The sequence below is a fragment of the Pseudomonas sp. HS6-2 genome, assembly GCF_049325675.2.
Taxonomy (GTDB): domain Bacteria; phylum Pseudomonadota; class Gammaproteobacteria; order Pseudomonadales; family Pseudomonadaceae; genus Aquipseudomonas; species Aquipseudomonas putida_N.
This window is the reverse complement of sequence record NZ_CM143906.1, coordinates 30,017-53,914: the sequence shown is the minus strand read 5'-3', so window position 1 is coordinate 53,914 and position 23,898 is coordinate 30,017. Positions and strand designations below refer to the sequence as shown.

The 23,898-nt window shown below is 55.4% G+C and carries 23 protein-coding genes; 11 read left to right on the top strand and 12 right to left on the bottom strand.

Going from position 1 to position 23,898, the window contains the following annotated elements:
• The first annotated feature begins 9 nt into the window (after positions 1-9).
• The 3 genes from ACOKS3_RS00230 to ACOKS3_RS00220 all read left to right on the top strand — a co-directional run bounded on the left by ACOKS3_RS00230 (position 10) and on the right by ACOKS3_RS00220 (position 5,857).
• The gene (locus tag ACOKS3_RS00230) at positions 10-3,171 is read left to right on the top strand and encodes a CusA/CzcA family heavy metal efflux RND transporter (protein ID WP_010951454.1); all 3,162 of its coding nucleotides are present in this window, start codon (positions 10-12) and stop codon (positions 3,169-3,171) included.
• Positions 3,172-3,333: 162 nt separating this feature from the next.
• Complete coding sequence (locus tag ACOKS3_RS00225; protein WP_003253432.1) at positions 3,334-3,657, top strand: DUF2790 domain-containing protein; 324 nt, start codon at positions 3,334-3,336, stop codon at positions 3,655-3,657.
• 202 nt (positions 3,658-3,859) lie between these two features.
• Complete coding sequence (locus ACOKS3_RS00220) at positions 3,860-5,857, top strand: heavy metal translocating P-type ATPase (RefSeq protein ID WP_010951452.1); 1,998 nt, start codon at positions 3,860-3,862, stop codon at positions 5,855-5,857.
• A 92-nt stretch (positions 5,858-5,949) separates the two neighbouring features.
• Here the strand turns inward: ACOKS3_RS00220 and ACOKS3_RS00215 are convergent, their stop codons facing one another.
• From ACOKS3_RS00215 to ACOKS3_RS00200, 4 genes are all read right to left on the bottom strand, one after another.
• Positions 5,950-6,174 (bottom strand): hypothetical protein, encoded by a 225-nt coding sequence (locus ACOKS3_RS00215; RefSeq protein ID WP_010951451.1) that lies wholly within the window; start codon positions 6,172-6,174, stop codon positions 5,950-5,952.
• A gap of 127 nt (positions 6,175-6,301) precedes the next feature.
• A complete protein-coding gene (locus ACOKS3_RS00210) occupies positions 6,302-7,327 on the bottom strand; it encodes a hypothetical protein (RefSeq protein ID WP_011953109.1) in 1,026 nt (341 codons plus the stop codon).
• A 298-nt stretch (positions 7,328-7,625) separates the two neighbouring features.
• Positions 7,626-8,933, bottom strand: a complete 1,308-nt coding sequence (locus tag ACOKS3_RS00205; protein ID WP_009395904.1) for an OprO/OprP family phosphate-selective porin — start codon at positions 8,931-8,933, stop codon at positions 7,626-7,628.
• Between the two features lie 210 nt (positions 8,934-9,143).
• A complete protein-coding gene (locus ACOKS3_RS00200) occupies positions 9,144-10,112 on the bottom strand; it encodes a LysR family transcriptional regulator (protein ID WP_011953108.1) in 969 nt (322 codons plus the stop codon).
• A 257-nt stretch (positions 10,113-10,369) separates the two neighbouring features.
• Here ACOKS3_RS00200 and ACOKS3_RS00195 point away from each other — a divergent pair, with 257 nt between their 5' ends.
• The 3 genes from ACOKS3_RS00195 to ACOKS3_RS00185 are packed head-to-tail and all read left to right on the top strand — an operon-like array spanning position 10,370 to position 13,186.
• A complete protein-coding gene (locus ACOKS3_RS00195; RefSeq protein ID WP_010951446.1) occupies positions 10,370-10,789 on the top strand; it encodes a GtrA family protein in 420 nt (139 codons plus the stop codon).
• Positions 10,755-11,738, top strand: coding sequence for a glycosyltransferase family 2 protein (locus tag ACOKS3_RS00190; RefSeq protein ID WP_010951445.1), 984 nt, complete (start codon positions 10,755-10,757; stop codon positions 11,736-11,738). Before ACOKS3_RS00195 ends, ACOKS3_RS00190 begins: the two co-directional genes overlap by 35 nt.
• Positions 11,732-13,186 carry a phospholipid carrier-dependent glycosyltransferase gene (locus tag ACOKS3_RS00185; RefSeq protein ID WP_010951444.1) on the top strand — a complete coding sequence of 485 codons (1,455 nt, stop codon included), beginning with the start codon at positions 11,732-11,734 and terminating at the stop codon, positions 13,184-13,186. The genes ACOKS3_RS00190 and ACOKS3_RS00185 overlap by 7 nt, the downstream gene beginning before the upstream one ends.
• 82 nt (positions 13,187-13,268) lie before the next feature.
• On the opposite strand, the gene ACOKS3_RS00180 is transcribed toward ACOKS3_RS00185, so the two are convergent.
• Positions 13,269-13,490: a hypothetical protein gene (locus ACOKS3_RS00180; RefSeq protein ID WP_010951443.1), complete on the bottom strand. Its 222-nt coding sequence runs from the start codon at positions 13,488-13,490 to the stop codon at positions 13,269-13,271.
• A gap of 266 nt (positions 13,491-13,756) precedes the next feature.
• Here ACOKS3_RS00180 and ACOKS3_RS00175 point away from each other — a divergent pair, with 266 nt between their 5' ends.
• The gene (locus tag ACOKS3_RS00175; RefSeq protein ID WP_010951442.1) at positions 13,757-14,344 is read left to right on the top strand and encodes a hypothetical protein; all 588 of its coding nucleotides are present in this window, start codon (positions 13,757-13,759) and stop codon (positions 14,342-14,344) included.
• A gap of 57 nt (positions 14,345-14,401) precedes the next feature.
• On the opposite strand, the gene ACOKS3_RS00170 is transcribed toward ACOKS3_RS00175, so the two are convergent.
• Together ACOKS3_RS00170 and ACOKS3_RS00165 are read right to left on the bottom strand one after the other, a co-directional pair.
• A complete protein-coding gene (locus tag ACOKS3_RS00170; protein WP_011953107.1) occupies positions 14,402-15,820 on the bottom strand; it encodes a heavy metal sensor histidine kinase in 1,419 nt (472 codons plus the stop codon).
• Positions 15,817-16,491, bottom strand: a complete 675-nt coding sequence (locus tag ACOKS3_RS00165) for a heavy metal response regulator transcription factor (protein ID WP_015268421.1) — start codon at positions 16,489-16,491, stop codon at positions 15,817-15,819. Before ACOKS3_RS00165 ends, ACOKS3_RS00170 begins: the two co-directional genes overlap by 4 nt.
• Before the next feature lie 689 nt (positions 16,492-17,180).
• Between ACOKS3_RS00165 and ACOKS3_RS00160 the strand changes: the two genes are divergently transcribed.
• The gene (locus tag ACOKS3_RS00160; protein WP_011953106.1) at positions 17,181-17,507 is read left to right on the top strand and encodes a DUF2790 domain-containing protein; all 327 of its coding nucleotides are present in this window, start codon (positions 17,181-17,183) and stop codon (positions 17,505-17,507) included.
• A gap of 32 nt (positions 17,508-17,539) precedes the next feature.
• Here ACOKS3_RS00160 and ACOKS3_RS00155 read toward each other — a convergent pair whose 3' ends face one another.
• From ACOKS3_RS00155 to ACOKS3_RS00145, 3 genes are all read right to left on the bottom strand, one after another.
• On the bottom strand, positions 17,540-17,890 hold the full coding sequence (locus ACOKS3_RS00155) for a DUF3147 family protein (RefSeq protein ID WP_011953105.1): 351 nt from the start codon (positions 17,888-17,890) through the stop codon (positions 17,540-17,542).
• Positions 17,891-18,047: 157 nt separating this feature from the next.
• Entirely contained in the window at positions 18,048-18,953 is a 906-nt protein-coding gene (locus ACOKS3_RS00150; RefSeq protein ID WP_010951438.1) for a cation diffusion facilitator family transporter, read from the bottom strand.
• 54 nt (positions 18,954-19,007) lie between these two features.
• Positions 19,008-19,346 carry a zinc ribbon domain-containing protein gene (locus ACOKS3_RS00145; RefSeq protein WP_071890582.1) on the bottom strand — a complete coding sequence of 113 codons (339 nt, stop codon included), beginning with the start codon at positions 19,344-19,346 and terminating at the stop codon, positions 19,008-19,010.
• Positions 19,347-19,836: 490 nt separating this feature from the next.
• Between ACOKS3_RS00145 and ACOKS3_RS00140 the strand changes: the two genes are divergently transcribed.
• Complete coding sequence (locus ACOKS3_RS00140; RefSeq protein WP_003298414.1) at positions 19,837-21,534, top strand: phosphoethanolamine transferase; 1,698 nt, start codon at positions 19,837-19,839, stop codon at positions 21,532-21,534.
• Positions 21,535-21,656: 122 nt separating this feature from the next.
• Positions 21,657-21,785 carry a hypothetical protein gene (locus tag ACOKS3_RS00135; RefSeq protein ID WP_003253468.1) on the top strand — a complete coding sequence of 43 codons (129 nt, stop codon included), beginning with the start codon at positions 21,657-21,659 and terminating at the stop codon, positions 21,783-21,785.
• Between the two features lie 143 nt (positions 21,786-21,928).
• Here ACOKS3_RS00135 and ACOKS3_RS00130 read toward each other — a convergent pair whose 3' ends face one another.
• Entirely contained in the window at positions 21,929-22,135 is a 207-nt protein-coding gene (locus tag ACOKS3_RS00130) for a hypothetical protein (RefSeq protein WP_011953104.1), read from the bottom strand.
• A 14-nt stretch (positions 22,136-22,149) separates the two neighbouring features.
• Positions 22,150-22,374 (bottom strand): hypothetical protein, encoded by a 225-nt coding sequence (locus ACOKS3_RS00125; protein WP_011953103.1) that lies wholly within the window; start codon positions 22,372-22,374, stop codon positions 22,150-22,152.
• A gap of 324 nt (positions 22,375-22,698) precedes the next feature.
• Between ACOKS3_RS00125 and ACOKS3_RS00120 the strand changes: the two genes are divergently transcribed.
• Positions 22,699-23,849 (top strand): IS3 family transposase gene (locus ACOKS3_RS00120; RefSeq protein WP_087535084.1). Its coding sequence is split into 2 segments (ribosomal slippage): positions 22,699-22,933 and positions 22,933-23,849, totalling 1,152 coding nucleotides; the frame shifts between segments, so codons are not numbered across the junction.
• The last annotated feature ends 49 nt before the right edge of the window (positions 23,850-23,898 follow it).

Sequence of the window (23,898 nt, the reverse complement as noted above, 5' to 3'; positions counted from 1 at the left end):
TGATTTCTCATGTTTGAACGTATCATCAGATTCGCCATCGAGCAGCGCATCGTAGTAATGATCGCCGTTCTGATCATGGCGGGTATCGGTATCTACAGCTATCAAAAGCTGCCCATCGATGCGGTACCCGATATCACCAACGTCCAGGTGCAGATCAACACTGCAGCGCCTGGTTACTCGCCCTTGGAAACCGAACAACGGATCACGTTTCCAGTTGAAACGGCCATGGCCGGTCTCCCGGGCCTTCAGCAGACCCGTTCCCTGTCTCGCTCTGGCCTGTCTCAGGTCACCGTGATCTTCAAGGATGGCACTGACATCTTCTTTGCCCGCCAGTTGATCAACGAGCGGCTGCAGGTTGCGAAGGAACAGCTGCCAGAAGGTGTAGAGGCCGTCATGGGTCCGGTATCTACCGGCCTCGGCGAGATCTTCCTGTGGACTGTTGAAGCCGAAGATGGCGCGGTCAAAGAGGACGGTACGCCGTACACCCCGACCGACCTGCGCGTGATCCAGGACTGGATCATCAAGCCTCAGCTGCGTAACGTCCCGGGTGTGGCCGAGATCAATACCATCGGCGGTTATGCCAAGCAGTTCCTGGTTGCGCCGGATCCAAAGCGCCTGGCTACCTACAAGCTGACACTCAATGACCTGGTCGCAGCGTTGGAAAGTAACAACGCCAACGTCGGTGCCGGCTACATCGAGCGTAATGGTGAACAGTTGCTCATCCGTGCACCGGGTCAGGTAGGCAATATCGAAGACATCGCCAACATCGTGATCACCAGTGTGGATGGTGCACCGATTCGCATCAGCAGCGTTGCTGACGTCAGCATCGGTAAAGAGCTCCGTACAGGTGCTGCTACTGAGAACGGCCGCGAAGTCGTGCTCGGTACCGTGTTCATGCTGATTGGTGAAAACAGCCGCACCGTATCTCAAGCTGTCGCCGCCAAATTGGCGGACATCAACCGCACCCTGCCAAAGGGCGTGGTGGCTGTGACTGTTTACGACCGTACCAACCTGGTTGAAAAAGCCATCGCGACGGTGAAGAAGAACCTGGTGGAAGGCGCGATCCTGGTTATCGCCATTCTGTTCCTGTTCCTCGGCAACATCCGTGCGGCTCTGATCACCGCGATGGTGATTCCGCTGTCCATGCTGTTCACCTTCACAGGCATGTTCAACAACAAGGTCAGTGCCAACTTAATGAGTTTGGGGGCACTCGACTTCGGCATCATCGTCGACGGTGCCGTGGTTATTGTAGAAAACGCGATCCGTCGACTGGCTCATGCGCAACATAAGCATGGCCGCATGCTCACCAAAACCGAACGCTTCCACGAGGTCTTTGCCGCGGCGCGAGAAGCTCGCCGGCCGCTGATCTTCGGTCAGCTGATCATCATGGTGGTGTACCTGCCGATCTTCGCCCTCACCGGCGTCGAAGGCAAAATGTTCCACCCGATGGCCTTCACCGTTGTGATGGCGCTGCTGGGTGCAATGGTCCTGTCCGTTACCTTTGTTCCTGCAGCTATTGCCATGTTCGTCACTGGCAAGGTGAAGGAAGAGGAAGGCGTGGTCATGCGCACAGCTCGACTGCGCTATGAACCGGTTCTGCAATGGGTGCTGGGACATCGGAACATCGCTTTCTCGGCCGCAGTAGCCTTGGTCGTGCTCAGTGGTTTGCTGGCAAGTCGTATGGGTAGCGAGTTCATCCCAAGCCTCAGTGAGGGTGACTTTGCGATGCAGGCCATGCGTGTGCCTGGAACGAGCCTCACTCAATCTGTCGAGATGCAGCAGCGTCTGGAGAAAGCGGTGATTGCGCAGGTGCCTGAAGTTGAGCGGATGTTCGCACGCTCGGGTACCGCAGAAATTGCATCTGACCCGATGCCGCCGAACGCCTCTGACGCCTACATCATGCTCAAGCCTCAGGATCAGTGGCCTAACCCGAAGAAGCCTCGTGATGAGCTGATTGCTGAAGTGCAGAAGGCCGCAGCGGGTGTTCCAGGAAGCAACTACGAGTTGTCGCAGCCAATCCAACTGCGTTTCAACGAGCTGATTTCGGGCGTGCGTAGTGACGTCGCTGTGAAAGTCTTCGGCGATGACATGGACGTGCTCAACAACACCGCCAACAAGATCGCGGCAGCGCTCAAAGCGGTCCCGGGCTCATCGGAAGTGAAAGTTGAGCAGACATCCGGCCTGCCGGTGCTGACCATCAACATTGACCGCGAAAAAGCAGCACGCTACGGCCTGAACATCGCGGATGTTCAGAACTCGATCGCTATCGCCGTGGGTGGCCGTCAGGCCGGCACGCTGTATGAGGGCGACCGTCGGTTCGACATGGTAGTACGCCTACCAGAGACCGTTCGCACCGACGTAGCGGGTATGTCCAGCTTGCTGATCCCGGTACCTGCCAATGCGGCACAGGGTGCCAATCAGATCGGCTTCATCCCGCTGTCCCAGGTCGCCAATCTGGACCTGCAACTGGGCCCGAACCAAATCAGCCGCGAGAACGGCAAACGTCTGGTTATCGTCAGCGCCAACGTTCGAGGCCGCGATCTGGGGTCCTTCGTTGAGGAGGCGACCGCATCGCTGGACAAGAAGGTGCAAATCCCTGCGGGCTACTGGACGACTTGGGGGGGCCAGTTCGAGCAGCTGCAGTCGGCTGCCAAACGCCTGCAGATCGTTGTTCCAGTCGCCTTGCTGCTGGTCATGACCTTGTTGTTCCTGATGTTCAACAACCTGAAGGACGGCATGCTGGTCTTCACCGGTATTCCATTCGCACTCACCGGTGGTGTTGTGGCGTTGTGGCTGCGGGACATCCCACTGTCGATCTCGGCAGGTGTCGGCTTCATTGCACTGTCCGGCGTTGCAGTACTGAACGGCCTGGTGATGATTGCCTTCATCCGCGGGCTAAGGGAGGAGGGACGAACGCTCAGACAGGCAGTCGATGAAGGTGCATTGACCCGTCTGCGACCTGTTCTGATGACAGCCTTGGTAGCGTCCCTGGGCTTCATCCCGATGGCTTTGGCCACCGGCACCGGTGCCGAAGTTCAGCGGCCATTGGCGACGGTGGTGATTGGCGGGATCCTGTCCTCCACCGCACTGACCTTGCTGGTACTGCCTGCCCTGTATCACTGGGCACACCGCAAGGATGAAGACGGCGACGAGGCCGAAGTGGTTAGCTAACAGCCTCCGCTAAAGAGAAGCCCACAACACGTGTTGTGGGCTTTTTTGTTTAAAGTGAAGTAGATGCACTTACCTTTCAAAATTGTAAGTTTCTCGTCATGCCGGTGATGCCTATGCATTGCTAAGGTTACGCCCGAGAAGTTTTGAAATTGAGAGGGTTTTATGAAAAAGCTAATTATCGCTGCTGCACTTGTTGTTTTCTCGGTGGCTTCGCAGGCCAACACTTTCTCCGAGAGCAAGCAGCTTCAATACACCAAGGAACACCAGACCGCAGTGGCCAAGTACGCGGAGAAAAATGGCAAGCCAATGCCAGAGATTCAGGATTACAAATATGGCATGAAGATAGACGTTGCGAAATTCGTACGTCAGTCGCAGGACCCCCGTACCTGCCAGGTCTATCCACGGTTGATGACCTTCGAGGACTCCCAGGGCACGCTCAAGACTGTTCGTTACTCGATGTATTCGCAATGCATCAACAACAAGTAGTAAACGATTTGAACAGAACAATTAGAGAATTCATAAATGCCAGGCAGTGCCTGGCATTTTTTATTACGCCCGATACCCCATAGCTTCGAAATGTTAACGCCTGGGCTCGGGCAAACCGTGCAATAGATCTTAGCCAACCAACAGAGACGGCTCCCCAACTGCAGAGGGCAATTGGAAGCCTTGACCCCAGAAGGGACGAGTTATGAAGAGTTTGCTTGAACGCCCTGATGACCAAGCCGGGCATGAAGGTCATAGCCATGAGCATGGCGGCATTTTTGGAATGAACACAGAGCTGATTTTCGCGCTGATCTGTGGTGCTCTCCTGGGTGCCGGAGCTCTCGCAGGAAAACTTGGCCTGATTGATCGTCTGCCTCTGATTCTGTACGTGTCGGCCTACGTGTTCGGTGGATGGTTCACCACTAAGGAAGCGGTTACCAACATCCGTCAGAAACGCTTCGAGATCGACTCGCTGATGCTTCTCGCCGCAGTCGGTGCCGCGAGCATCGGCGCCTGGGCGGAGGGGGCTCTGCTGCTGTTCCTGTTCAGTCTGGGGCATTCCCTTGAAAGCTACGCGATGGGGCGGGCCAAGAAAGCGATTGAGGCACTGTCCAAGCTCGCACCAGCCACCGCGATCGTACGCAGAGCAAATGGCACGGTGGAGATGCCCGTGGAGCTGCTGGTTCCCGGTGACGTTGTCATCGTGCGCCCCAATGACCGCCTGCCGGCCGATGGTTTTGTAGTCGTAGGCTCCTCAAGTATCAACCAGGCGCCAGTAACCGGTGAGAGCGTCCCCGTGGACAAGCAACCTGTTCCTGATGCCGAACTCGCACGCAGCAAGCCAGATGCAGTGGATGCAGCCTCGAAAGTCTTCGCCGGTACCATCAATGGCGAAACGCTCATCGAGGTTGAGGTAACACGGCGCTCTACGGAGAGTACCTTGGCGCGGGTCATCAAGATGGTCAGTGAAGCCGAAGTCAGGAAGTCACCGACCCAGCGATTCACGGACCGCTTCCAACGCATATTCGTCCCGTTGGTTTTACTGCTGGTAGTCGGGCTGCTATTTGCCGGCATTTTCCTTGACGAGCCGTTCCGTGACTCGTTCTACCGGGCGATGGCCGTACTGGTTGCAGCCAGCCCCTGCGCGCTCGCGATCGCTACACCAAGCGCCATTCTCTCTGGCATCGCCAGGGCAGCCCGAGGTGGCGTGCTGATCAAGGGCGGTGCGCCACTTGAAGAGCTTGGATCATTGAATGCCATGGCATTCGACAAGACCGGTACCCTGACCGAAGGGCGCCCACGTATCACCGATGTAATACCCATAGGCGGCACGCAGATCGAGGATCTGCTAAACGTCGCCATCGCTGTGGAGTCGATGAGCGACCATCCGCTGGCTGCGGCAATTGTGCGTGACGGTGAAGAGATGATTGGCACACGGCGCCGATTCCAAGCCAAGAACATGAGCAACATGATTGGCCGCGGCGTGCGTGCTGAGCTTGATGGGCAGTTCGTCTGGATTGGCAAGGTCGAGATGTTCGGTACCAATGGTATTCCCGCACTCAGCAAGGCAGCCCTGGAGGCTGCGGAGCGTCTACGTCAGTCAGGCCGTACCACCATGGTGGTACGGCGTGCTGACAAGGATCTGGGCGCTATCGGGCTATTGGACACACCCCGGGAGGGGGCCAAAGAGGCACTCCAGAAGCTTAGAGAGATGGGCATCGAACGCATGGTCATGATTTCTGGAGACCACAACCGCGTTGCAGAGGCTGTAGCCAAACAAGTTGGCTTAGATGAAGCGTGGGGAGACCTGATGCCGGAAGACAAGGTCAAGGCCATCAAAAACCTGCGCCTTAGCGCCAAGGTGGCCATGGTGGGTGACGGCGTCAATGATGCCCCTGCCATGGCCAGTTCGAGCGTTGGTATCGCAATGGGGGCTGCTGGATCTGATGTTGCCCTGGAAACGGCTGATATCGCGCTTATGGCTGACGACATCAGGCAACTCCCATTTGCGGTGGGGCTGAGCCGTCACACGCGATCGATCATCCACCAGAATCTGTTCGTCAGCTTGGGGATTGTGGCCATCCTGGTTCCGTCCACCATCATGGGCTTGAGCATTGGTGCCGCTGTTGCGATCCATGAGGGCTCCACACTGTTGGTCGTCTTCAACGCCTTGCGCCTGTTGGCCTACCGCAGAAGCACCTGATCCCTGAGCTTCAATCATGAAGCTAAGCAGGGAAATGACCTGAAGTAGAAGTACGGGTCGTGCGCGATCAGCGCACGACCCGTACTTTTCTCTCACTCGTCGATCCCGATGCGCTTGAGGCTTTCAAGGGCCTTTCCGCACTCAGGTGAGCCATGCCGTAAGCCGCAGGCCAATGCAGCTTTGAGGCTCATGACACCGGCTACGAAACCGACTTGATTGCCGACTCCGTGTCCGTCCGCAAATCCCTGATCATACGCAATCTCGACAAGCGCATTGATCGCCGCCAGGGTGTCCTGTTTGTTTTTACTCTTTTGCATATCTACTCCGCGAGCATTCAGCTCATATCGCTCGGTTAGGTGGCGGCGCCTTCAGGTTTGGGGTGAGCGAATCCCGCTCCCATAGCCAATCCCTAACGGGGGGCTCAGCCCGCCACCGTAAGGAAAATCAGCTATTGAGAGCAGATGACTCGTTTTGGTCACCCGTGCTGCTCGCCTCACCGCATTGGCACTGAGTGGGTACATCCGGGTAGTCGCTGTGATTCTCAATGAACAGCGTTCGGCAGGTTTCGCACCCATAGATCCGGGGCAGGGATTTAAGGCCGCTCGGAAGCACGTCACTCAGAGGCTCGTTATGCCAAGGAGCCCCGTCAAGGATTCTTGAACGCAGGATGTTTCCCAGGCGCCAGGTGTCACTTTGTGCGCGCCAGGACCACATCGGCGCAGAAAGCGAATACTGGATGAAGGTCTCTTGTGACTGCCTGGATAGCGGGTACTTGGGGCGGGTCCAGCCGGAATCGATGATGCTGAACCCCATGCCCATTTCTGCGCTCGGGTGGGTCTTTTCACCAAAGAAACGGTCATGCGTCGCTGGAGCCGTCGCATGATGGTCAGTCGGTGGGAATACCCACAGATAACACTCATCCCGGTTGACCATGCTGATGAGCTCGCTTGGCCCCCGCATGGGGGAATTTGCAGCCAGGGCGAAGCGATCCTTCCACGACATTTTGGGAGGCGGCGCAATACCAGCAGCGATGGCCAACGTGGCAGTCTTGGGGACGAAGCGATCGCCTAGCTCGTTCAGATCCAGGTTCTTGCAGAGAGCCTTGAAGGCCTTTTTGCGAGTCTTCGAGCTGAAGGAGGGGTCAAGGAGCAGGCGAACCTGGTTCACGCCGATTCCCGCAGTTCGTAGCACCTCAATGACTTCTTCAGCCACACCGACTGCTTGAAGATCGGTCAATCCTAAGCACGTTTTCGCCCGCTCGACCGCCGCGTAGAGGTTGTACTGCCGTGTCTCGTTGTCACGACAGACCTGAATTGGCAGCTTGTCTTGGATGGCAACTTGCGGTGCAACGGAGCCGATGGCCGCGTGGAACAGCTGGTGGAGGTGCAGATGAGAGTACGGGCGGCCAGAAGCCGAGAACGAGGCGTGCAGCTGAGCAGCGAGAGGTTGAAGCAGCTTTTTTGCAGACATGACTATCCCCTAATGAGCGACGTTGGGGTAGCTGCGCTTGTAGGGCCGTTAGACGCGAAGCTGGACGTCGAATCAGGTTCAATCATGAATAGGAGTCAGGTTTGATTTGCTTGCACGGCCACCATGCAAAGCCCGACGCGGCAATCACATCAGATTCGCCGAGCTTTGGCAAGAGCGGTCATCGGTAAGCGAAAGCAGGTAGGAGGAGGGCGCTCCATGCTTGATCACCTCCAGAAACAGGAAAGCCGGAAGCACGTTGAGCGCTTCCGGCTTTCTCACGTCAGACTGATGAGAGGGATCAGAAGACGTATTGCAGGCGGGTCACGATGGCATTGCCGCTGTCGTCGCCCACGGTGTTCTCGTTGTTGTCGGTGCGCACGTTGATGTAGTTGGCACTGACTTTCACCGCCTCGTTGACGTACCAGTTCACACCCACCGTGTGGCTCTTGGCCTTGCGCTCGTTCGATTGGTCCGCCGCGGTGACCAGGTTGCCGTCTTCGACCTTGATATCGTCAAAGCGGTAGAAGACTTCCCAGGCCCCCAGTTCCTTGTTCTCTGGTTTGATAGTGTCGAACTTGGCACCATCGAGCTTGTAGATACGCGGCTCGCCGGTCAGGGTGTAAGCCATCTGGGCGTAGTAACCGGAGGCCTTCATGTCGTTGTTGGCCTGGTCAGCTTTCAGCTTGCGGCGAAGGTATTCCGCTTGAACCGAGAACGGGCCGGTGGCCCAGGCACCTTCGAGACCCCAGACCGAGTCGTCCTTCCACAGGCCATCTTGTGCAGCAGCACCGCCAAACAGCATGCGGTTGCCGTTGGTGCCGGCATCGCCGCCGCCATTGGTATCTACACCGCGGACGCCCAGACGCGAACGAATCCGGGTATCGACCGCACTGTTTTTGAGGTCGCGGTAAGCGTACTGAGCACCGACGTGCAGGACGTTGCCATCACTGTGCAGCGGTGCGAACACGCCACGTACGTTGTAGCGCTTGGTGCTGTCGCCATCCGAGTTGTTATTGGTTTCGCTGAAAACGCTACCGGAAACATAAGCCATGTCAGCGATGGTGCTGGTGGCTTGAACACCCATGCCGGCGTTGTCGTTGATCCAGTCCGCCAGGTCGTACGAGAGGTTCCGCTCCATGGCGGTGGTCCACTTCGAACTGGTGGCTTTCTCAAGACCGAAGTCGGTGTAGAAACGGCCAAAGCGCAGTTGCACCGGCTTGAAACCCGTGTAGGTCAGGCTGGCTTCGTCGAAGTAGCCGTCGGAGTCGTTGCCCGTGTTGCGGGAAAGGTCGTAGTTGAGCTGATACTTCCAGTCGCGGTACAGCACGCCACCGAGCTCAAGGTAGGCGCGACGGAAGTAGCCTGCGTCAGCGGTATCGCCATTCTTGGTGAAGACACCATCGAAACGGCCGTAGTCGGCCTGAACTCGGCCGCCCAGTTTGAAACTGAATTCCTTGTCAGAAGTCGATACTTCAAGACCGCCCTTGGTCTTCAGAACGATGTCAGCTCCGTCAGTGGTTACTGTTCCGGAGAATGCTTGCGAGGAAAATGTGCCTATTATTGCGGCAGCCAACAGCTTTTCCCGCATGTTCGAAGAACGGATCATTGCTTGCCTCTCGTATGTTAAGTGCTTAGCTACCGACGTTATATTTCGCCCTGCGCCGGCCTAAATTTATCTTGCAGATGGGAGCAGGCCACGGTTGTCACCCGCTGTAACAAGATGCCTTTGTTCTAAGCACTCTGACTAGGTTGCAAGCGAATATGACAGTTGTGTTTCTGTAGTGTTAACGGAGGAGTTTGAAACCTAACAAAACTGTTACCGAACAAGCCAGTCCTTCTTATCAAAGAAGCTCTTCTTGATCAATCTTCGAATTTCCAAAACCTGCGGATTGCGGACAAGCTTCGTTTTGATAACAAGATAGACATCTTTCTCCTCCAGGTCGTCCAGGAAACCCGGCACGGGTAGGATATTTCTCTCCAGTTTTCGGCTGTAGTCGGGCAGCACTCCAATACACGCACCGCCAACGACAAGGCCTCGTGATAGGTTGTAGCTCTTGACCCGAGTGGTACCGCCCTGATGCTCAGCCATTATCGATGCCCACTTTCGTGAGCCCGCCAAGATCTCTTCATCCCAAGGGACAACGAGCATGAAGTTGTGCAAATCCAAGCTCTCCACTGGAAGGGTGACGCTTCTTGAATAGCGGCTGGAAATGAACAGGGCGTGCCCAATCCGGCCAAGCCTTTCAAACCTATACGTAGGATGGCGATCAAGCGCGCCTTTATCATCTGGGCTCACCAAAGCGATACCCACATCGACTTCACACTCAGAAAGCATCTGCGTTGTGCATTCTGAATGGATTTCCAGCTGCATTTCGGCATGATCACGCACGTAGGCGACTAGATCGCGGTTTACGATGTCGTTCAGCACTGGCTCTGTGATCGCGATGGTAAGCCTGGGGACTTCCTTTTCACCGGACTTGCCAAGGCCGTCTGGGCCGAAGAGCTGGCACAGGTAATGGCTGACCCTCTCGCCTGTGCGGGTCAGGGCAAGCTTGTTGTGTTTGTAGACAAACACGGGAGCACCAATGTGCTCTTCCAGTTTCTCCAAGCGTTTCCGCAGGCCTACCACTGGCACATTGAGCCCTCGGGCAGCCTGTTTGAAACTGGCACAACGTGCTGTTGCGAAAAACTCTACGGCCAGCTGATCATCAATTGGCAAATCATCCAATATGTCAGGGCTGTAAGGAACAACGCTGCTTGTATATGTTTCATTTTGTGTAACCATTAGGTCCCCCTTAATTCGGGGAATCTATCTCAATGCCACCCGGTGTTTCCTTATCTTGTCAACATTGTAATCCACGGGTCATGCATGCGTTATCGGAAGGCTTTTATTTCGAAAGCGTAATTTTCAGGCAATCCCTCTGATATTGTAGCGTGCTAGCCTAGTGCGCCGACTTGTTACTTACCATATATAGATTCGGCTAATTACGCATTTACATTTAGTTCACTATTTTTTCACCTTTGCCTCCATAGGCTTTGGGCATGGAAAATCAAACCCCACCTCTTACTACCTTACTGATTCGTTATCTGGGGATCGGCTTCATAGCAACGGGAGTCCATTATGCGGTGTTCCTATTGCTGGTTACGACAGAATTCGTTACTCCGTTACTGGCCAGTATCTGTGGCGGCATGGTTGGCGCAATCGCGAGCTTCATTGGAAATAGGGCGCTCTGTTTTGTGGCAGATGGCTCTCGTAAGTTTCAGCCTGTCAGGTTTGCACTGGTCGCGTTAACCACAAACTTCGGCAATGGCGTGGGTATGTGGTTCCTCATCAAGTCGAATCTGTCACCGCTCATCTCCCAAGTCGTAGTGACCTTAAGCCTCACTGCACTTGGATTCATTGCACATCGTTTTTGGACATTCAATCATGCAGACATTACATCGCTTTCCCGAGCGCCCTGATCCCTTGTTAACCATCGTGGTCCCTTGCTTCCAGGAAGAGGAAACCATCCCCGAGTTCCACCAGCGAATCACCCGCGTGGTGAAGCGCTTACCCGTCTCCTGCGAAATCCTCTATGTCGACGACGGCAGTAATGACCGGACGGCCGACATTCTTCGCCACTATCAGGATGGGTCATCTGTACGTTGCCTGTCCCTGAGTCGCAACTTCGGCAAAGAGGCTGCACTGAGCGCCGGGATAGACCATGCCCGTGGCAGTGCGCTGATCTTCATTGATGTCGACCTGCAGGATCCACCAGAGCTCATCGCGGCCATGGTGGACTACTGGCAACGCGGCTACGACGTGGTGAACATGCAGCGCAACCTGAGAATCGGTGATTCGTGGTTCAAGCGCATGAGTGCCCGGGCTTACTACTGGGTCATGCAGCGCCTGGTGGAGAAGGTGGACATGCCGGCCGATGTCAGCGATTTCCGATTGATTGGGCCTGCGCCGCTGGCAGCCCTGCGGGCCCTGGATGAACGCTCCAGGATTCTCAAAGGCATGATCGGCTGGGTAGGCTTTCGTACCATCGAACTGCCCTACAATCGCACTGTTCGCCATGCCGGGAGCACCAAATGGAATGCAGCTGGCCTGTTCAATCTGGCCATCGAGAGCATCGTCAGCTTCTCTCGCAAACCACTGCGCATTTTCAGCCTCATCAGTTTCGGTCTTTTCGTCTCCAGCATCTGCTACATGCTTGCGTCGCTTGTGGCAGGCAGTTTCGACATCCATCACCTGATCGTCGGAATGGCTTCATTCATGTGCGTCGGTGTCGCCATGGTGGGGGAGTACCTGGGCGTGACACTCGCGGAAGTGAAGCGCCGGCCTCTCTATTTCCTGAAGCACAGCAACAAGGCAGATCCCGTGTCACTCCACCCTTCGATGGCTTCGATCGAGGGTAAGAAATGCTGAACCTGAAGAACGAGAGGACGCTGTGGTGGGTCCTGGGTTCGATTTTGCTATTGCGTTTGGTGGGGCTGGGCATCTACCCGCTGATGGACACATCTGAGGCCCGTTACGCTGAAATGGCTCGCAAGATGGTCGAGTTGAATGACTGGATCACGCCCATGTTCGACTACGGGGTACCGTTCTGGGGCAAGCCTCCGTTGTCCTTCTGGACCCAGGCCGCGAGCATGACGGTCTTCGGCGTTAACGAGTTCGCTGCGCGCTTCCCAGCGTGGCTACTCCACCTGGCAAGCTGTTTCATCATCATCAAACTCGGCACGCAGCAGATTTCTCGTAACGCCGGCATCTGGGCTGCCATTATTTTTTCCAGCACCACACTTGGCCTGGTCTCCAGCGGTGTTGTGCTGACTGACCCTGTTTTGTCGTTCTCGATTCTGCTGGCCAGCTACGGTTTCTGGCGTTGGATGAAGTGCGCCAGCAAGGCGGATGCCTACCTGATGTTCGCAGGTCTCGGGCTGGGCTTGCTTGCCAAAGGGCCGCTGACCCTGGTGCTTATGGGGGCGCCGGCATTCGCCTGGTTCGTTATCTACAAGGAATGGGGACGGGTACTGAGGCTTCCCTGGATTAGCGGCCTTGTACTCATGTTCGGTATATCCGTGCCATGGTATGTCGCGGCCGAGATGAAAACGCCCGGCTTCATGGAGTACTTCTTCGTTGGTGAGCACTGGAGCCGCTACGTCGTCAGTAACTGGGCAGGGGACCTCTATGGTAGTGCTCATGCCAAGCCGTACGGCAGCATCTGGATCCAGCTCGGATTGTCGCTACTGCCATGGGCCTTGTTTCTACCACTGTTGATCCGCAAGCGTGGATCGATGCAGCGCTTCAAAGCCTACCTCTGGCTGTGGGCCTTGGCGACACCGGTCTTCTTCACATTTGCAGGCAACATTCTGTGGACCTACCTGCTACCCGCGCTGCCAGCGTGGGCATTGCTGCTGTCTGCACGGGTCAGCGAAGTTGGCCCGAAGACCACCTGGGCTGCCGCTGCGAGCGCATTGGTGTTGCCAATCATCGGTGCGGGCATCATCTACGCCGGGGTACTAGAGGAGCGCCCTCAGAATCAGCGGGATGTGGTTCAAGCCTGGCTCAATGTGCAGTCTGCTCATTCCGCTCCCCTGATCTATCCTGGCCGCCGCTCATACTCGTCGGAGTTTTACAGCAGCGGGAAGTCCGAGAACATCAAGGATCCTGCCAAGTGGCCGCGGGATGGCTCGTTCTATCTGTCCAGGCGCTTGCGAGACAGCAAGGATGGTCTGCCCGCTGATCTAGCTTGCACATCGATCACCGAAGCGAACGCCAGCCAGCTCCTGCTGTGCCATTGGAAACGCCCCGCACAAGGTGCCGAGGGTCTGGCCGGAGAAAGCAATGCGGAAACGCCTCGCAAGAACGAAGGCTAAATTCCAAGCACAAAAAAGCCAGGTTTTACCCTGGCTTTTTTGTCGATTTCTTTCGTCATTTGAAGTCCTATTTAACCGCCGATTAATTGTCGGCTTGTTCCTTACCATCCTTGCTTTCTTTCTTTTGCTCTTGAGCGACTTGTTGTTTGTTCTGGTCCGAAGAGTCATCGCTCCATAGGCGAGCCTGTTCGGTTCGGAAGTTCTCGTTGAACTGTTTCGTTCGCTCGAAGCCGCCTTCAGCGTAAGCGGTACCCATGAGACCCAGCAGCAGGCTGCCAATAGCGATAGATTTGACAAATTTCATTGTGAACCTCGGTTCATACTAGGCCAACCTGATTAGCGGCCTTTGTTGGTTTGTAGTTTAGGAACGCGAAGCTAACGACAAGGTGAGTCAATAATTACAATTCCGTAATTTTGGCTGCAGATAGGATGCGTTAAATCTTCAAATCTGGAAGGATCATGTCTATCTCGGCACTGTCGAGGGCGACTTCGAATTTTCTCTTAAATTACAATTTTGATATCTAGCGCGTTAATTCAGCGCGGCGTTGTTGGCCGCCCTAGGAGATAGCCATGAATGACATAGAGCCCTGGGCAGTTGCTATCGGTGACTTTCGCCGCTGCACTGAAAAACTCACTGTCCAGCTCGATGAGCTGACCTCGCAGACGCGCACCTCCAGCGCTGTTCTGGAGAGGTCGAACGAACTGGTGGAGCAGGTGGACGCTGTCGGCCGGCAGATTCAGGAGGAGGTGCGAAAGGCGGAGAAGGCTTGGTCGAACGCGGAGGAGGTTGCCTTGCGCGCCGCTGCATCAGCGTATTCAGCTGCATGCCGCGGAGTCGACACCGCCATCCAGCCACTGATCTCGGAGCTTACAGCAGCGACAAAGGCGGCGGACGCCTCTATCCAGGAGCTCAAGCGGGCACCGGTGCTGGCCAAGCGTTATGTGATGGTGGTCGCCACGGCGTTCTTCATTCTGGCGCTGATCTGTGTCTACTCGACCATGCGCCTGATCGATGCCGCCGGCAGCGTAAGTGCTCAAGAGAAAGTGAATGCTCAGTACTTCTCACACCTGTGGAAAAACGCCAATCCTGACGAACAGAAGATTATTAAGTCGGTGATTCTGCGGTCGCCCATGGACCCTGTGGTCCTTCGGCACTGATGCATTGAGGCAAACAAAAGGCCCGTCGATTGACGGGCCTAATCGTGTCTGCGCAATTTAAGCGGCGGTCATTGCCGGCTGCATTTGCTGGGCTTCCGGAAAGTGAAGGTGGAACCAGGTGAAGTTTTCTTCGGTCACCTCCACGCTCGCCGATCCCTGGTGCAGACTCATGATCGACTGCACAATGGCCAAGCCAAGACCGGTACCGCCTTCGCTCCGTGCTCGGCTCTTGTCCACACGGTAGAACCGCTCAAACAAGTGCGCGTGGTGTTCCTTGGCAATACCACGGCCGGGGTTGCCGACACTCAACGTCGTACCGCTCGCACTATGCTGCACCTTAACGTAGACCGTGCGGCCGCGAGGGCAGTAACGGATCGCGTTCGAGACCAGATTCGAGACGGCACGTTGAACCATCAGGCGATTCCCGCGCACCACGTCATCACTGCCGGAGATCTGCAGCTGAATCTCGCCTTCTTCTGCTGAAATGCTGAAGAGCTCGCACACTCGCTGAACCTCGTCGACCAAGGAGACGGATTCGAACTCCACCATTGATGCTGGATGACTGACCTGGGCCAAGAACAGCATGTCGGAAACCATGCGGCTCATGCGGTCCAGCTCTTCTGTGCACGACTCCAGAACCTCCCGGTACTCGGAAAGCGATCGTTCTCTGGTCAAGGCAACCTGGGCCTTGCCCATCAGGTTGGAAAGCGGTGCTCGAAGTTCGTGAGCAAGGTCGTCAGAAAACTGCGAGAGCTGCTGAACCCCATCATCCAGGCGAGCCAGCATGATGTTGATGCCGTCGGCGAGCATTTTGAGTTCTGCCGGCATCCCATCAGTTGGAAGGCGATGGTCGAGGCTCTCGGTTGAGATTTTCGAGGCGATCTTGAGGAACTTGGTCAGTGGTAGCAGGCCTCTGCGCACAGTCCACCAGCCAATGGCCAAGATCAGTGCGAGGATGACGGGGGACATCATCAAGGCCCAGGTCAGCAACGCATCGAGCAGCGCCTCACTGGATGACTGGTCCATGGTCATATAGACGCTGACCTCTGTTCCATCGCCCAAACGCATGATTCGAGAAGCACTCAGCAGAGGACGGTCCTGCGTATCACGCCATTCGTGCTCTTTGGGCTGGGCCGCCGGCTGAAACTTGTGCACCTCCAGATTGACCTGTTTCGAGCCAATCGAGAGCAGGGGAGTCTGATTCTGTGAGGTATCGAATATGCTCACATACAGGTTGTTGTGGCCCATGACCAAATCGACAAGCTGATGCGCATCCGCGTTGACGCCGGAGATGTCCGGGATGGTGGACAGGTTGTGAGCCATCCCCGCCATCTTTACTTCCAGGTCTGCTCTGGCATTTCTTTCCAGAGCCTTGCCTACCATCAGATAGCCAAAGGTGGCGAACAGAAGCAGCAACGCTGCGCTCATCAACCCAACTTTTAACCCTAGCTTTGCAGCCAGGCTGAATGGCCTCATGCGCGTTCCTCAAAAACGTACCCAACGCCACGAAGCGTGTGAATGAGCTTGGTTTCAAACGGCTCATCGATCTTCGAGCGCAAGCGCCGGATGGCTACATCGATGACATTGGTGTCGCAATCGAAATTCATATCCCAGACCAACGAGATGATCTGAGAGCGAGTCAGCGCTTCGCCCGTTCGGCTCATGAGCAGGTGCAGAAGCGCAAATTCCTTGGTGGTGAGATCGATGCGTGTGCCACCGCGGAAGACGCGATGGCGGACGGAGTCGAGTTCCAGATCGGCAATTTTCAGCGAGCTCTTCTCGACTAACTCATCACCACGGCGTTGCAGCGAACGGATGCGAGCAAGCAGCTCAGGGAATTCGAATGGCTTCACAAGGTAGTCATCCGCGCCGCCGTCCAAGCCCTTGAGCTTGTCATTGATGCGTCCGCGGGCGGTCAGCATGATGATGCGGACCCGGCTGGTCTTACGGATGGTTTCCAGCAGGTCCCAGCCGTCGATACCCGGGAGGTTCACGTCCAGGAGGACCAACGAATAGACATTAGTGTTGAACAAGTGCAGAGCATCTACACCGTTGTGCACGATATCTACGACATACCCGCTTTCGGATAGGCCCTGCTGAAGATATTCGGCAGTTTTAATTTCGTCTTCCACAACTAGAACGCGCATAACTTATCTCAAGGTGTGAGGAAGGAGTTGGCCTAATCCGCCAAGATTATGGTTGCAGGCTGTTCGAAAGTTTGGCTGAGGGTATGGCATGTGGTAGTCGCTACCTCTGTCCATACGCCGGGTCACCTGAGGACGCTTGAATCTTAACGCGAAGAAGCTGGCCGCGGCGAAATCCTACAAATTTGTAATGTAGCCGCAAGATTTCTGACAGTCATGCAGGCTCCACCCCTAAGCATAGCGGATTCTGGGGCCTGCGGCGGTGTATGACAGATTCGCCTGGCAGGTGGAATCGGCCAGGACAGGCAGCATTTCGGTCGTTAGCTTGCAAGGACTGGTACTGGCCTTGGATCGAGGGCGCCACGCAGGCAGACCCCATGCACGGCCGCAAACCGCAGCGCCTTTCTGCAAATTAGTTCACGTGGCGGCTCGATATTCTCTCGAATAATTATCTTACAATCTATTACATGTCCAAATTGTAATTGCCCGATCATCTTGGTGTTAGCCTCCTTTGCTAGTTTAAGGGCAGCGGAAGAGGCATCGCTGCTTTGGAAATTGTCTCATTTCAAAGCAGCTTGGCAAGAGCACCGAGCAGTTGTTCGCGCCAGTGCATTCACCTGTAAACCATACGCTCCTTTGGTAGGTGAATTTTAGCGCCCCCCTACGGGCGCTTTTTTATTAAGGGACTTCTTATGAACACTACTGTATCAGCGATCGCCGTGTTTTTGCTCTTTACATCACTAACAGCCAATGCCCAAAGCGGTATGGAGATCAATAAACGCATCGAGCGTACTGCTAGAGAGGCTACAGCGGATTATGCTCAACGCGTAAAAAAGCCCATGCCTCAACTAGAAGACTACGCCTATGGCATGGACCTGGACGTTGGTAAGTTGGTGTATGTATCACCCAGTGTGCGGTACTGCGGTAATGTAAGAAGCATGATGACCTACGAAGACTCGAAAGGCGAACTGCACATGGTTCGCTACCTGGTGAAGGGCGAGTGTGTTAATAGCCGTTAAGACTCATCAAGATGATCCCTGCGGCCACCGGATCATAGAAGCTCAATGCCGAACCGGCGCAGCAGTATGGCGAAGCCTCCGAAGCTGGCCATTGTGATGAGGATGCTGCTGATCAGTGTCGGCCAAAAGCCGAGCTTAGGTAGCAGCAATGGAAAAGCAATAAACATCGGTAGGGTCGGAAGCACGTACCAGAACGTGTACCAAGCATGGTTGGAGATCTTCTCCATGCTCTGGTTCTCTAAATAGAGCCAGACCAACGTCACGACCGTGACCAAGGGTAGGGCGGCGACCAAGCCGCCCAGCTTGTCGCTGCGTTTCGCCAGCTCTGACACGAGAATCACTATACCGGCAGTGAGTAGGTACTTCGTGATGATCCAGGCCATCGCTGAGCCTTCTGGAGGTTGTTGACGAGGGCAGGCGAAGCCATTCACCAACCCCCTTGAAGCGCTCCTGCCGTTTACGGCATCCCTCACCGCATTTTTTTTGCAACATCACCCTCAGCCAGGAGGGTGATGTGTTTGCATGGTGTTTACCGATCGGTCAGTGCGAGGGTGAGGGAACGCTCTCGTGGAAAGCTGCCCGCTCGATCTGGATGGTGCAGTGATGGATTTCGAATGCATCGCTGACAGCATCCACGACGGCCGCCAACACAGCATCCCCATCTGCAGAATCCCGAACCACTACGTGCGACGTCATCACGTTACTGCCACTGCTGACAGCCCACACGTGCAAGTCATGAACGTCCGTCACGCCATCTACTCCGAGGATGGTGGCCTCGATTGCCGTAACGTCGAGCCCCCTCGGGACACCCTCCATGAGGATCCCCAGGCTTTCGCGAAGCAACTGCCACGTCCGCGGCAGAACCCAAAGGCCGATCGCCACAGCGACAATCGTGTCGACCCAGGTCCAGCCGGTGAAGCGGATGATAAGTGCCGCGATGATTACGCCAAGCGAGCCGAGCATGTCGCTCCAAACTTCGAGGTAGGCTCCTTTGACGTTGAGGCTTTCGTTGCTCGCAGATGCCAGAAGGCGCATCGAAATTAGGTTGATGATCAGGCCGGCGATTGCGATCCACATCATCGCTCCGGTAGCGATCTCCGCCGGCATGAAGAAGCGCTGGTAGGCCTCATACAAGATGTACATCGCCACCAGGAAGAGCAGCACGGCGTTGAACGTCGAAGCCAGAATTTCCAGGCGCGCATAGCCGAAGGTTCTTTTCTGATCCGCCGGCCGCTTGGCTATCTGAAGTGCAATCAGTGAGATCGCCAAGGCGGCAGTATCTGTGAACATGTGAGATGCGTCCGACAGCAGCGCCAGGCTGCCGGTAATCCACGCACCGATCACTTCTGCAATCATGAAGCTGCCAGTCAAGCCGAGCGCCATGATTAGCTTCTTCTGATGCCCCTCGCGTACTGCAGCGCTGCCATGGTCATGATTTGAACCCACGTATTTCTCCTTGCGCAGGGTTGTGGTCTCGTTGGCCTTCCTGTCTACCTAGCCTTAGAGCGTCGCTTGGCCACAGTGACTGCAAAATCTTGCTCCTGCACTCAGCAGCGAGCCGCAGGCGGTGCAACCACTCGATAGCGGTGTTCCGCAGTTTAGACAAAAGCGTGCTGACGGATCGTTGGCCGTCCGGCACTGCCTGCAGCCCTGCAGATCTTTGATGGGGGCAGGAGTGGGAGGGCGCCCGCCGTCATACACCTGATTACCGCCGTCGCAGCCCTGCTGCCGGCCATGGCGATCATATTGCTCGGCCCCATGTCCCCCGCTGTGGTGCTTGCCTCCACCGTGGTTTCCACGGCCATGGTGCCCGCCCAGGATGTTTTTGAAAAAGCTCATGGTATTCGCCCCTCATTGATGGGTGACATATTAACGAGCAAAAGTTGAAAATAATATTCTGCTCGCGAGAAAGACTTGTAAGTTGAATTGAAAGTTCAAAATTAGCCTACGACAAAACGAAACCGTTTTGTTTGTGAAATTAAATTTATCTAGCTGAGCGGAGCATTGCTTTTGGTGGGTAGTATCCCCCTAATTTTGATCATAGCGTGATCAATGACAATCAAAACAGCAGTAATTGGATTTCTGTCAGCATTGTAATCCCGAGGTCATCGTGTCGTTATCAGGTCCCGGAAATAATGCGCTCAGCGAGATTCATTTCTCTTTTTATCCCTATGCCTCACACATACTAAGCGTCCCCAACGCCTAGGGGCCTAAGGCCTCTGACGCTCCGCACATTGCGCAATCGCTCAGCATCTGTCGACGGTTTGCCTTGTAGCTCCCGCTAACTCCATAGCTACCGCCATGGATAAGCAGCTTCCAGAGTTTGATAATGACACCTTCCAAATCCATTGTTCACACCCTGTTAAGCAAATGGATCTTTGCTATTCGCAATGCGCGGCAGAAAGGCATCAGTACTAATTTGCTAATCGGCCTGGTGACTTTTTGGTTACTGCTATTCGCGAACGCTGAGCTCTGGAACGTGCTCTGGAAGCTGGTATTCAAAACCGATGAAGTGAACTGGCAGCTAGCGGCTAGCCTCCCAGTCATAGTATTCGCATGGGTGTTTACCGTTCTGAGCTTGCTGTCATGGGGGCGGCTGGCCAAACCCATACTGTGCCTGGTACTGATCAGCGCGTCTTTTGCGAGTTACTTCATGAATGCCTACGGCATCGTGATCGATTACACAATGTTCACCAACGTTGTGGAGACCGACGTCGCTGAGGCAACCGAGCTGCTGAATTGGAAGCTCGGTCTTTGGGTCGCAATGGTTGGGGTGTTGCCCGTCTACCTGATTGCCCGGGTTCCCCTCCGGCGCAAGCCTTGGGCCAAAGCTTTGGTCAGCAGGTTCATTGCTCTGTCGCTCGCTCTGTTGACCTTATCTGGCATCGCGTTGAGTCAGTACCAGTCGTATGCCTCCTTGCTGCGCAACAATCGGGAGATCCGGCTGATTCTGGTACCTACCAACTTGTTTGCGGCTGGCCATGGGTACCTGAAGCGTCAGCTGGCCTCACCTAAAACGCTGACGGCCATTGGTACTGATGCGGTAGTTAATCGACAGGGTGCGGCTCGTAAACCCAGGCTGCTGGTACTGGCAGTAGGAGAGACCGCTCGCTCCGCCAACTTCTCCCTCAACGGCTACTCCCGTGAAACGAATCCGGAACTAGAAAAGCGAAATGTCATTAGCTTCACGAACGTGAGCTCCTGCGGTACCGCTACCGCGGTCTCGCTGCCATGCATGTTCCTGGACGTGGGTAAGGCCCAGTACAAAGATGGCTTGGCCAAGAGCCGAGAAGGGCTGCTCGACGTGCTTCAACGCGCTGGCATCAGTGTCATGTGGACTGACAACAACTCGGGGTGCAAAGGGGTCTGCGACAGGGTTCCCAACCACAAGGCTGCCTCTCACGCGGATTCCCAACTGTGCACCAGCGAGGAGTGTAAGGACGGGGTGCTGCTCACGGAGATGCAAGACTTCATCAAGCGCCAGGAAGGCGATGCTGTCCTGGTGCTCCACTACAAAGGCAGTCACGGCCCGGCCTACTACAAGCGCTACCCCTCGCAATTCAAGAAATTCGCACCGGTGTGCGAGACCAACGAGCTCGACAAATGTAAGCAGGAGGAGGTGGTCAATGCCTACGACAACTCAATCCTCTACACCGATTATGTGACTGCAAATCTCATCGATATCCTGGCGGCCAACACCAAGTTCGACACTGCGCTGATGTACGTTTCGGACCACGGCGAATCGCTGGGGGAGGGTGGGCTCTATCTACACGGGCTGCCTTACGCGATGGCTCCTGACGAGCAAACAAAGGTGCCGTTGGTACTTTGGATGTCTGACTCGCTCGCGAAGAGCGAAAAGGTCAACGTGGGTTGTTTGAAAGCTCAAACCACGTCACCGCTGAGCCACGACAACCTGTTCCACACCGTGCTCGGCATGATGAACGTCCAGACGTCTTCGTATCGCTCAGCGCTGGATTTCACTGCCCCTTGTAAGCCCTTTGTCGGAGGCTCTTATTCTGGCCTCTGAATGTTCGATGTGGACCGGATCATCGGCCAGGCGGTTCTGCACCAGCCTGCTTTGACAGCTGAGAGAAGCTGGACTAATTACATAGCTGCATTCAACAACCCAAGCGGAAAAGGAAGTTTTGCATGAGCATCAAGCCAGGCCCAAAGCGCACCAATGAAGATGGCACTCCGGACAAAAGGCAGCGAGTCACCCCTGAAAAGCAGAAGGACCATCCGGACCTGAAACCCCACAAGCACAAAAAGGGGGAGTAAGAAAAAAGCAGCTCTCGGGAGCTGCTTTTTTTTTGGGGCTGTGTGCAAACCCTCCCGACCGTCTCGCTGATCAATCGGACCGCGTCGTGAGTCTTCCGCTTGGCTTGATGGATTCTGAAGCTACCTCCGGATCGGTTATCCCTTCAGTGCGGACGACGAGACTGATATCCCAGAGCGTTGAGCTGATACTCGCTGACAGCCCGAAATTGTGATTCTGCGATTTGACGCAGGCGCTCAACCTCTTCGGCAGATGAGCCAGAAGCCTGCGCCTCGTGGTATTGCTTCATCGCATCCACTGCGTCGGTATACATGGGGTGGTCGGGGAGAAGAGCTGGTATCTTTTTCGTCATGTAGCGGCAGGTCCTCACTGGATAGTCGACGGTGGTTTACCTGCTTTGAGGAGCTGAAAATCAATGACCGCCTGATAGAGCGAATCTGCCAATAGGTGAAGACGCTGTACCTCAAGGTCTGGCAATCCAGCAGCCTCCGCTTCGTGGGCCTGTCGGATAGCTTCAAGCGCTTGCCTCATCAGTGGCTCACCAGCCTCGACCATTCCAATGAATGTGCGCTTCACAACATTTTGCTCCATTCAGCTGAAGATGAATTATAGGACACCGCGGCGTGGCAAGGCCCCGAGCAGCACAGGTGTTCGACGTCCGGCTGAACGAACCAATGAGGAGCGCGCTGGCCTGGGGAGTGGCCAGGGCGCGTGTCATAGCTACGTTGTAAACCACTTTTTTCACTGTAAACCACTGTGGTTTACAGTGAAAAAAAGTGGTTTACAGCAGGCCTCCTCAGGCCTGAGTCAGCTCCAGCAGATCGCCCAGTTCCTCCCGGGCCATCTTCACTCTGAATCGCCCCTGGTTTCGTAGACACCTCCAAGCCTCATAATGAGGCCCAAATAGGAGGTGCCATGAGTCGTCAGCGTTACCCCGAAGAATTCAAGATCGAAGCGGTCAAGCAAGTGACCGAGAAAGGCAAACCTGTCGCCGATGTCGCCCAGCGCCTGGGCATGTCCGTGCACAGTCTTTACGCCTGGATCAAGGTCTACAGCAAGCCCCAAGAGCAGCGTCAGCAAGACGACGATCAGCAGGCCGAACTGCGCAAGCTACGCGCTGAACTCAAGCGCGTGACGGAAGAGCGAGACATCTTAAAAAAGGCCGCCGCGTACTTTGCCAAGGAGTGCGGCTGAAGTACGCCTTCATCAAGAAGCACTCGACTGATTACCCGGTGCGGCGCCTTTGCCAAACCCTCAAGGTGCACCCCAGCGGCTATTACGCCTGGCTGGCCGAGCCTCAATCTGCCCGAGCAAAAGAAGATCAACGTCTGCTTGGCTTGATCAAACACGCTTGGCTGGAAAGCGGAGGTGTATACGGCTACCGCAAAATTCACGATGACCTGCGTGAGCTGGGAGAGGAATGCGGCCGAAATCGAGTCAGGCGCTTGATGCAGGCGGAGGGACTGCGTTCTCAAACGGGCTATCGGCGGCGTCCAGGGTTCTATGGTGGAAAACCAACAGTGGCCTCGCCCAACCACCTCGCGCGGCAGTTCAAGGTAAGTGAGCCGAACAAGGTCTGGGTGACAGATATCACTTACATCCGCACCTATGAAGGGTGGCTCTACCTCGCGGTAGTGCTGGATCTGTTCTCACGCCAAGTAATTGGTTGGTCAATGAAGCCAAGGATGTGCAGCGACCTGGCTATCGACGCGATGTTGATGGCTGTTTGGCGACGCAAGCCTCAGCAGCAAGTTATGATTCACTCAGATCAAGGCAGTCAGTTCAGTAGCTCGGATTGGAAAAGCTTTTTGAAGGCCAACAATGTAATCAGCAGCATGAGCCGGCGGGGAAACTGCCACGACAATGCCGTAGCCGAGAGCTTTTTCCAGCTTTTGAAGCGAGAGCGAATCCGACGAAAGATCTACACAACCCGTGAAGAAGCCCGAAGTGATATTTTCGATTACATCGAGATGTTCTATAACCCTAAACGCCGACACAGCAGTGCTATGCAGCTGTCTCCAGTAGAGTATGAGAAACGCTATTTCCTGAGCTTGGAGAGTGTCTAGAAAACCAGGGGCGATTCAACTCACAGTCCCCGTCCTCACCTAAAAAGCC

Coding starts and splice junctions, on each gene's coding strand:
- ACOKS3_RS00140 (WP_003298414.1), top strand. CDS start 19,837: ATGACACCTTCCAAATCCATTGTTCACACCCTGTTAAGCAAATGGATC.
- ACOKS3_RS00200 (WP_011953108.1), bottom strand. CDS start 10,112: ATGGTTACACAAAATGAAACATATACAAGCAGCGTTGTTCCTTACAGC.
- ACOKS3_RS00205 (WP_009395904.1), bottom strand. CDS start 8,933: ATGATCCGTTCTTCGAACATGCGGGAAAAGCTGTTGGCTGCCGCAATA.
- ACOKS3_RS00195 (WP_010951446.1), top strand. CDS start 10,370: ATGGAAAATCAAACCCCACCTCTTACTACCTTACTGATTCGTTATCTG.
- ACOKS3_RS00135 (WP_003253468.1), top strand. CDS start 21,657: ATGAGCATCAAGCCAGGCCCAAAGCGCACCAATGAAGATGGCACTCCG.
- ACOKS3_RS00125 (WP_011953103.1), bottom strand. CDS start 22,374: ATGGAGCAAAATGTTGTGAAGCGCACATTCATTGGAATGGTCGAGGCT.
- ACOKS3_RS00170 (WP_011953107.1), bottom strand. CDS start 15,820: ATGAGGCCATTCAGCCTGGCTGCAAAGCTAGGGTTAAAAGTTGGGTTG.
- ACOKS3_RS00165 (WP_015268421.1), bottom strand. CDS start 16,491: ATGCGCGTTCTAGTTGTGGAAGACGAAATTAAAACTGCCGAATATCTT.
- ACOKS3_RS00190 (WP_010951445.1), top strand. CDS start 10,755: ATGCAGACATTACATCGCTTTCCCGAGCGCCCTGATCCCTTGTTAACC.
- ACOKS3_RS00145 (WP_071890582.1), bottom strand. CDS start 19,346: ATGAGCTTTTTCAAAAACATCCTGGGCGGGCACCATGGCCGTGGAAAC.
- ACOKS3_RS00220 (WP_010951452.1), top strand. CDS start 3,860: ATGAAGAGTTTGCTTGAACGCCCTGATGACCAAGCCGGGCATGAAGGT.
- ACOKS3_RS00180 (WP_010951443.1), bottom strand. CDS start 13,490: ATGAAATTTGTCAAATCTATCGCTATTGGCAGCCTGCTGCTGGGTCTC.
- ACOKS3_RS00155 (WP_011953105.1), bottom strand. CDS start 17,890: ATGGCCTGGATCATCACGAAGTACCTACTCACTGCCGGTATAGTGATT.
- ACOKS3_RS00215 (WP_010951451.1), bottom strand. CDS start 6,174: ATGCAAAAGAGTAAAAACAAACAGGACACCCTGGCGGCGATCAATGCG.
- ACOKS3_RS00230 (WP_010951454.1), top strand. CDS start 10: ATGTTTGAACGTATCATCAGATTCGCCATCGAGCAGCGCATCGTAGTA.
- ACOKS3_RS00160 (WP_011953106.1), top strand. CDS start 17,181: ATGAACACTACTGTATCAGCGATCGCCGTGTTTTTGCTCTTTACATCA.
- ACOKS3_RS00130 (WP_011953104.1), bottom strand. CDS start 22,135: ATGACGAAAAAGATACCAGCTCTTCTCCCCGACCACCCCATGTATACC.
- ACOKS3_RS00185 (WP_010951444.1), top strand. CDS start 11,732: ATGCTGAACCTGAAGAACGAGAGGACGCTGTGGTGGGTCCTGGGTTCG.
- ACOKS3_RS00225 (WP_003253432.1), top strand. CDS start 3,334: ATGAAAAAGCTAATTATCGCTGCTGCACTTGTTGTTTTCTCGGTGGCT.
- ACOKS3_RS00175 (WP_010951442.1), top strand. CDS start 13,757: ATGAATGACATAGAGCCCTGGGCAGTTGCTATCGGTGACTTTCGCCGC.
- ACOKS3_RS00210 (WP_011953109.1), bottom strand. CDS start 7,327: ATGTCTGCAAAAAAGCTGCTTCAACCTCTCGCTGCTCAGCTGCACGCC.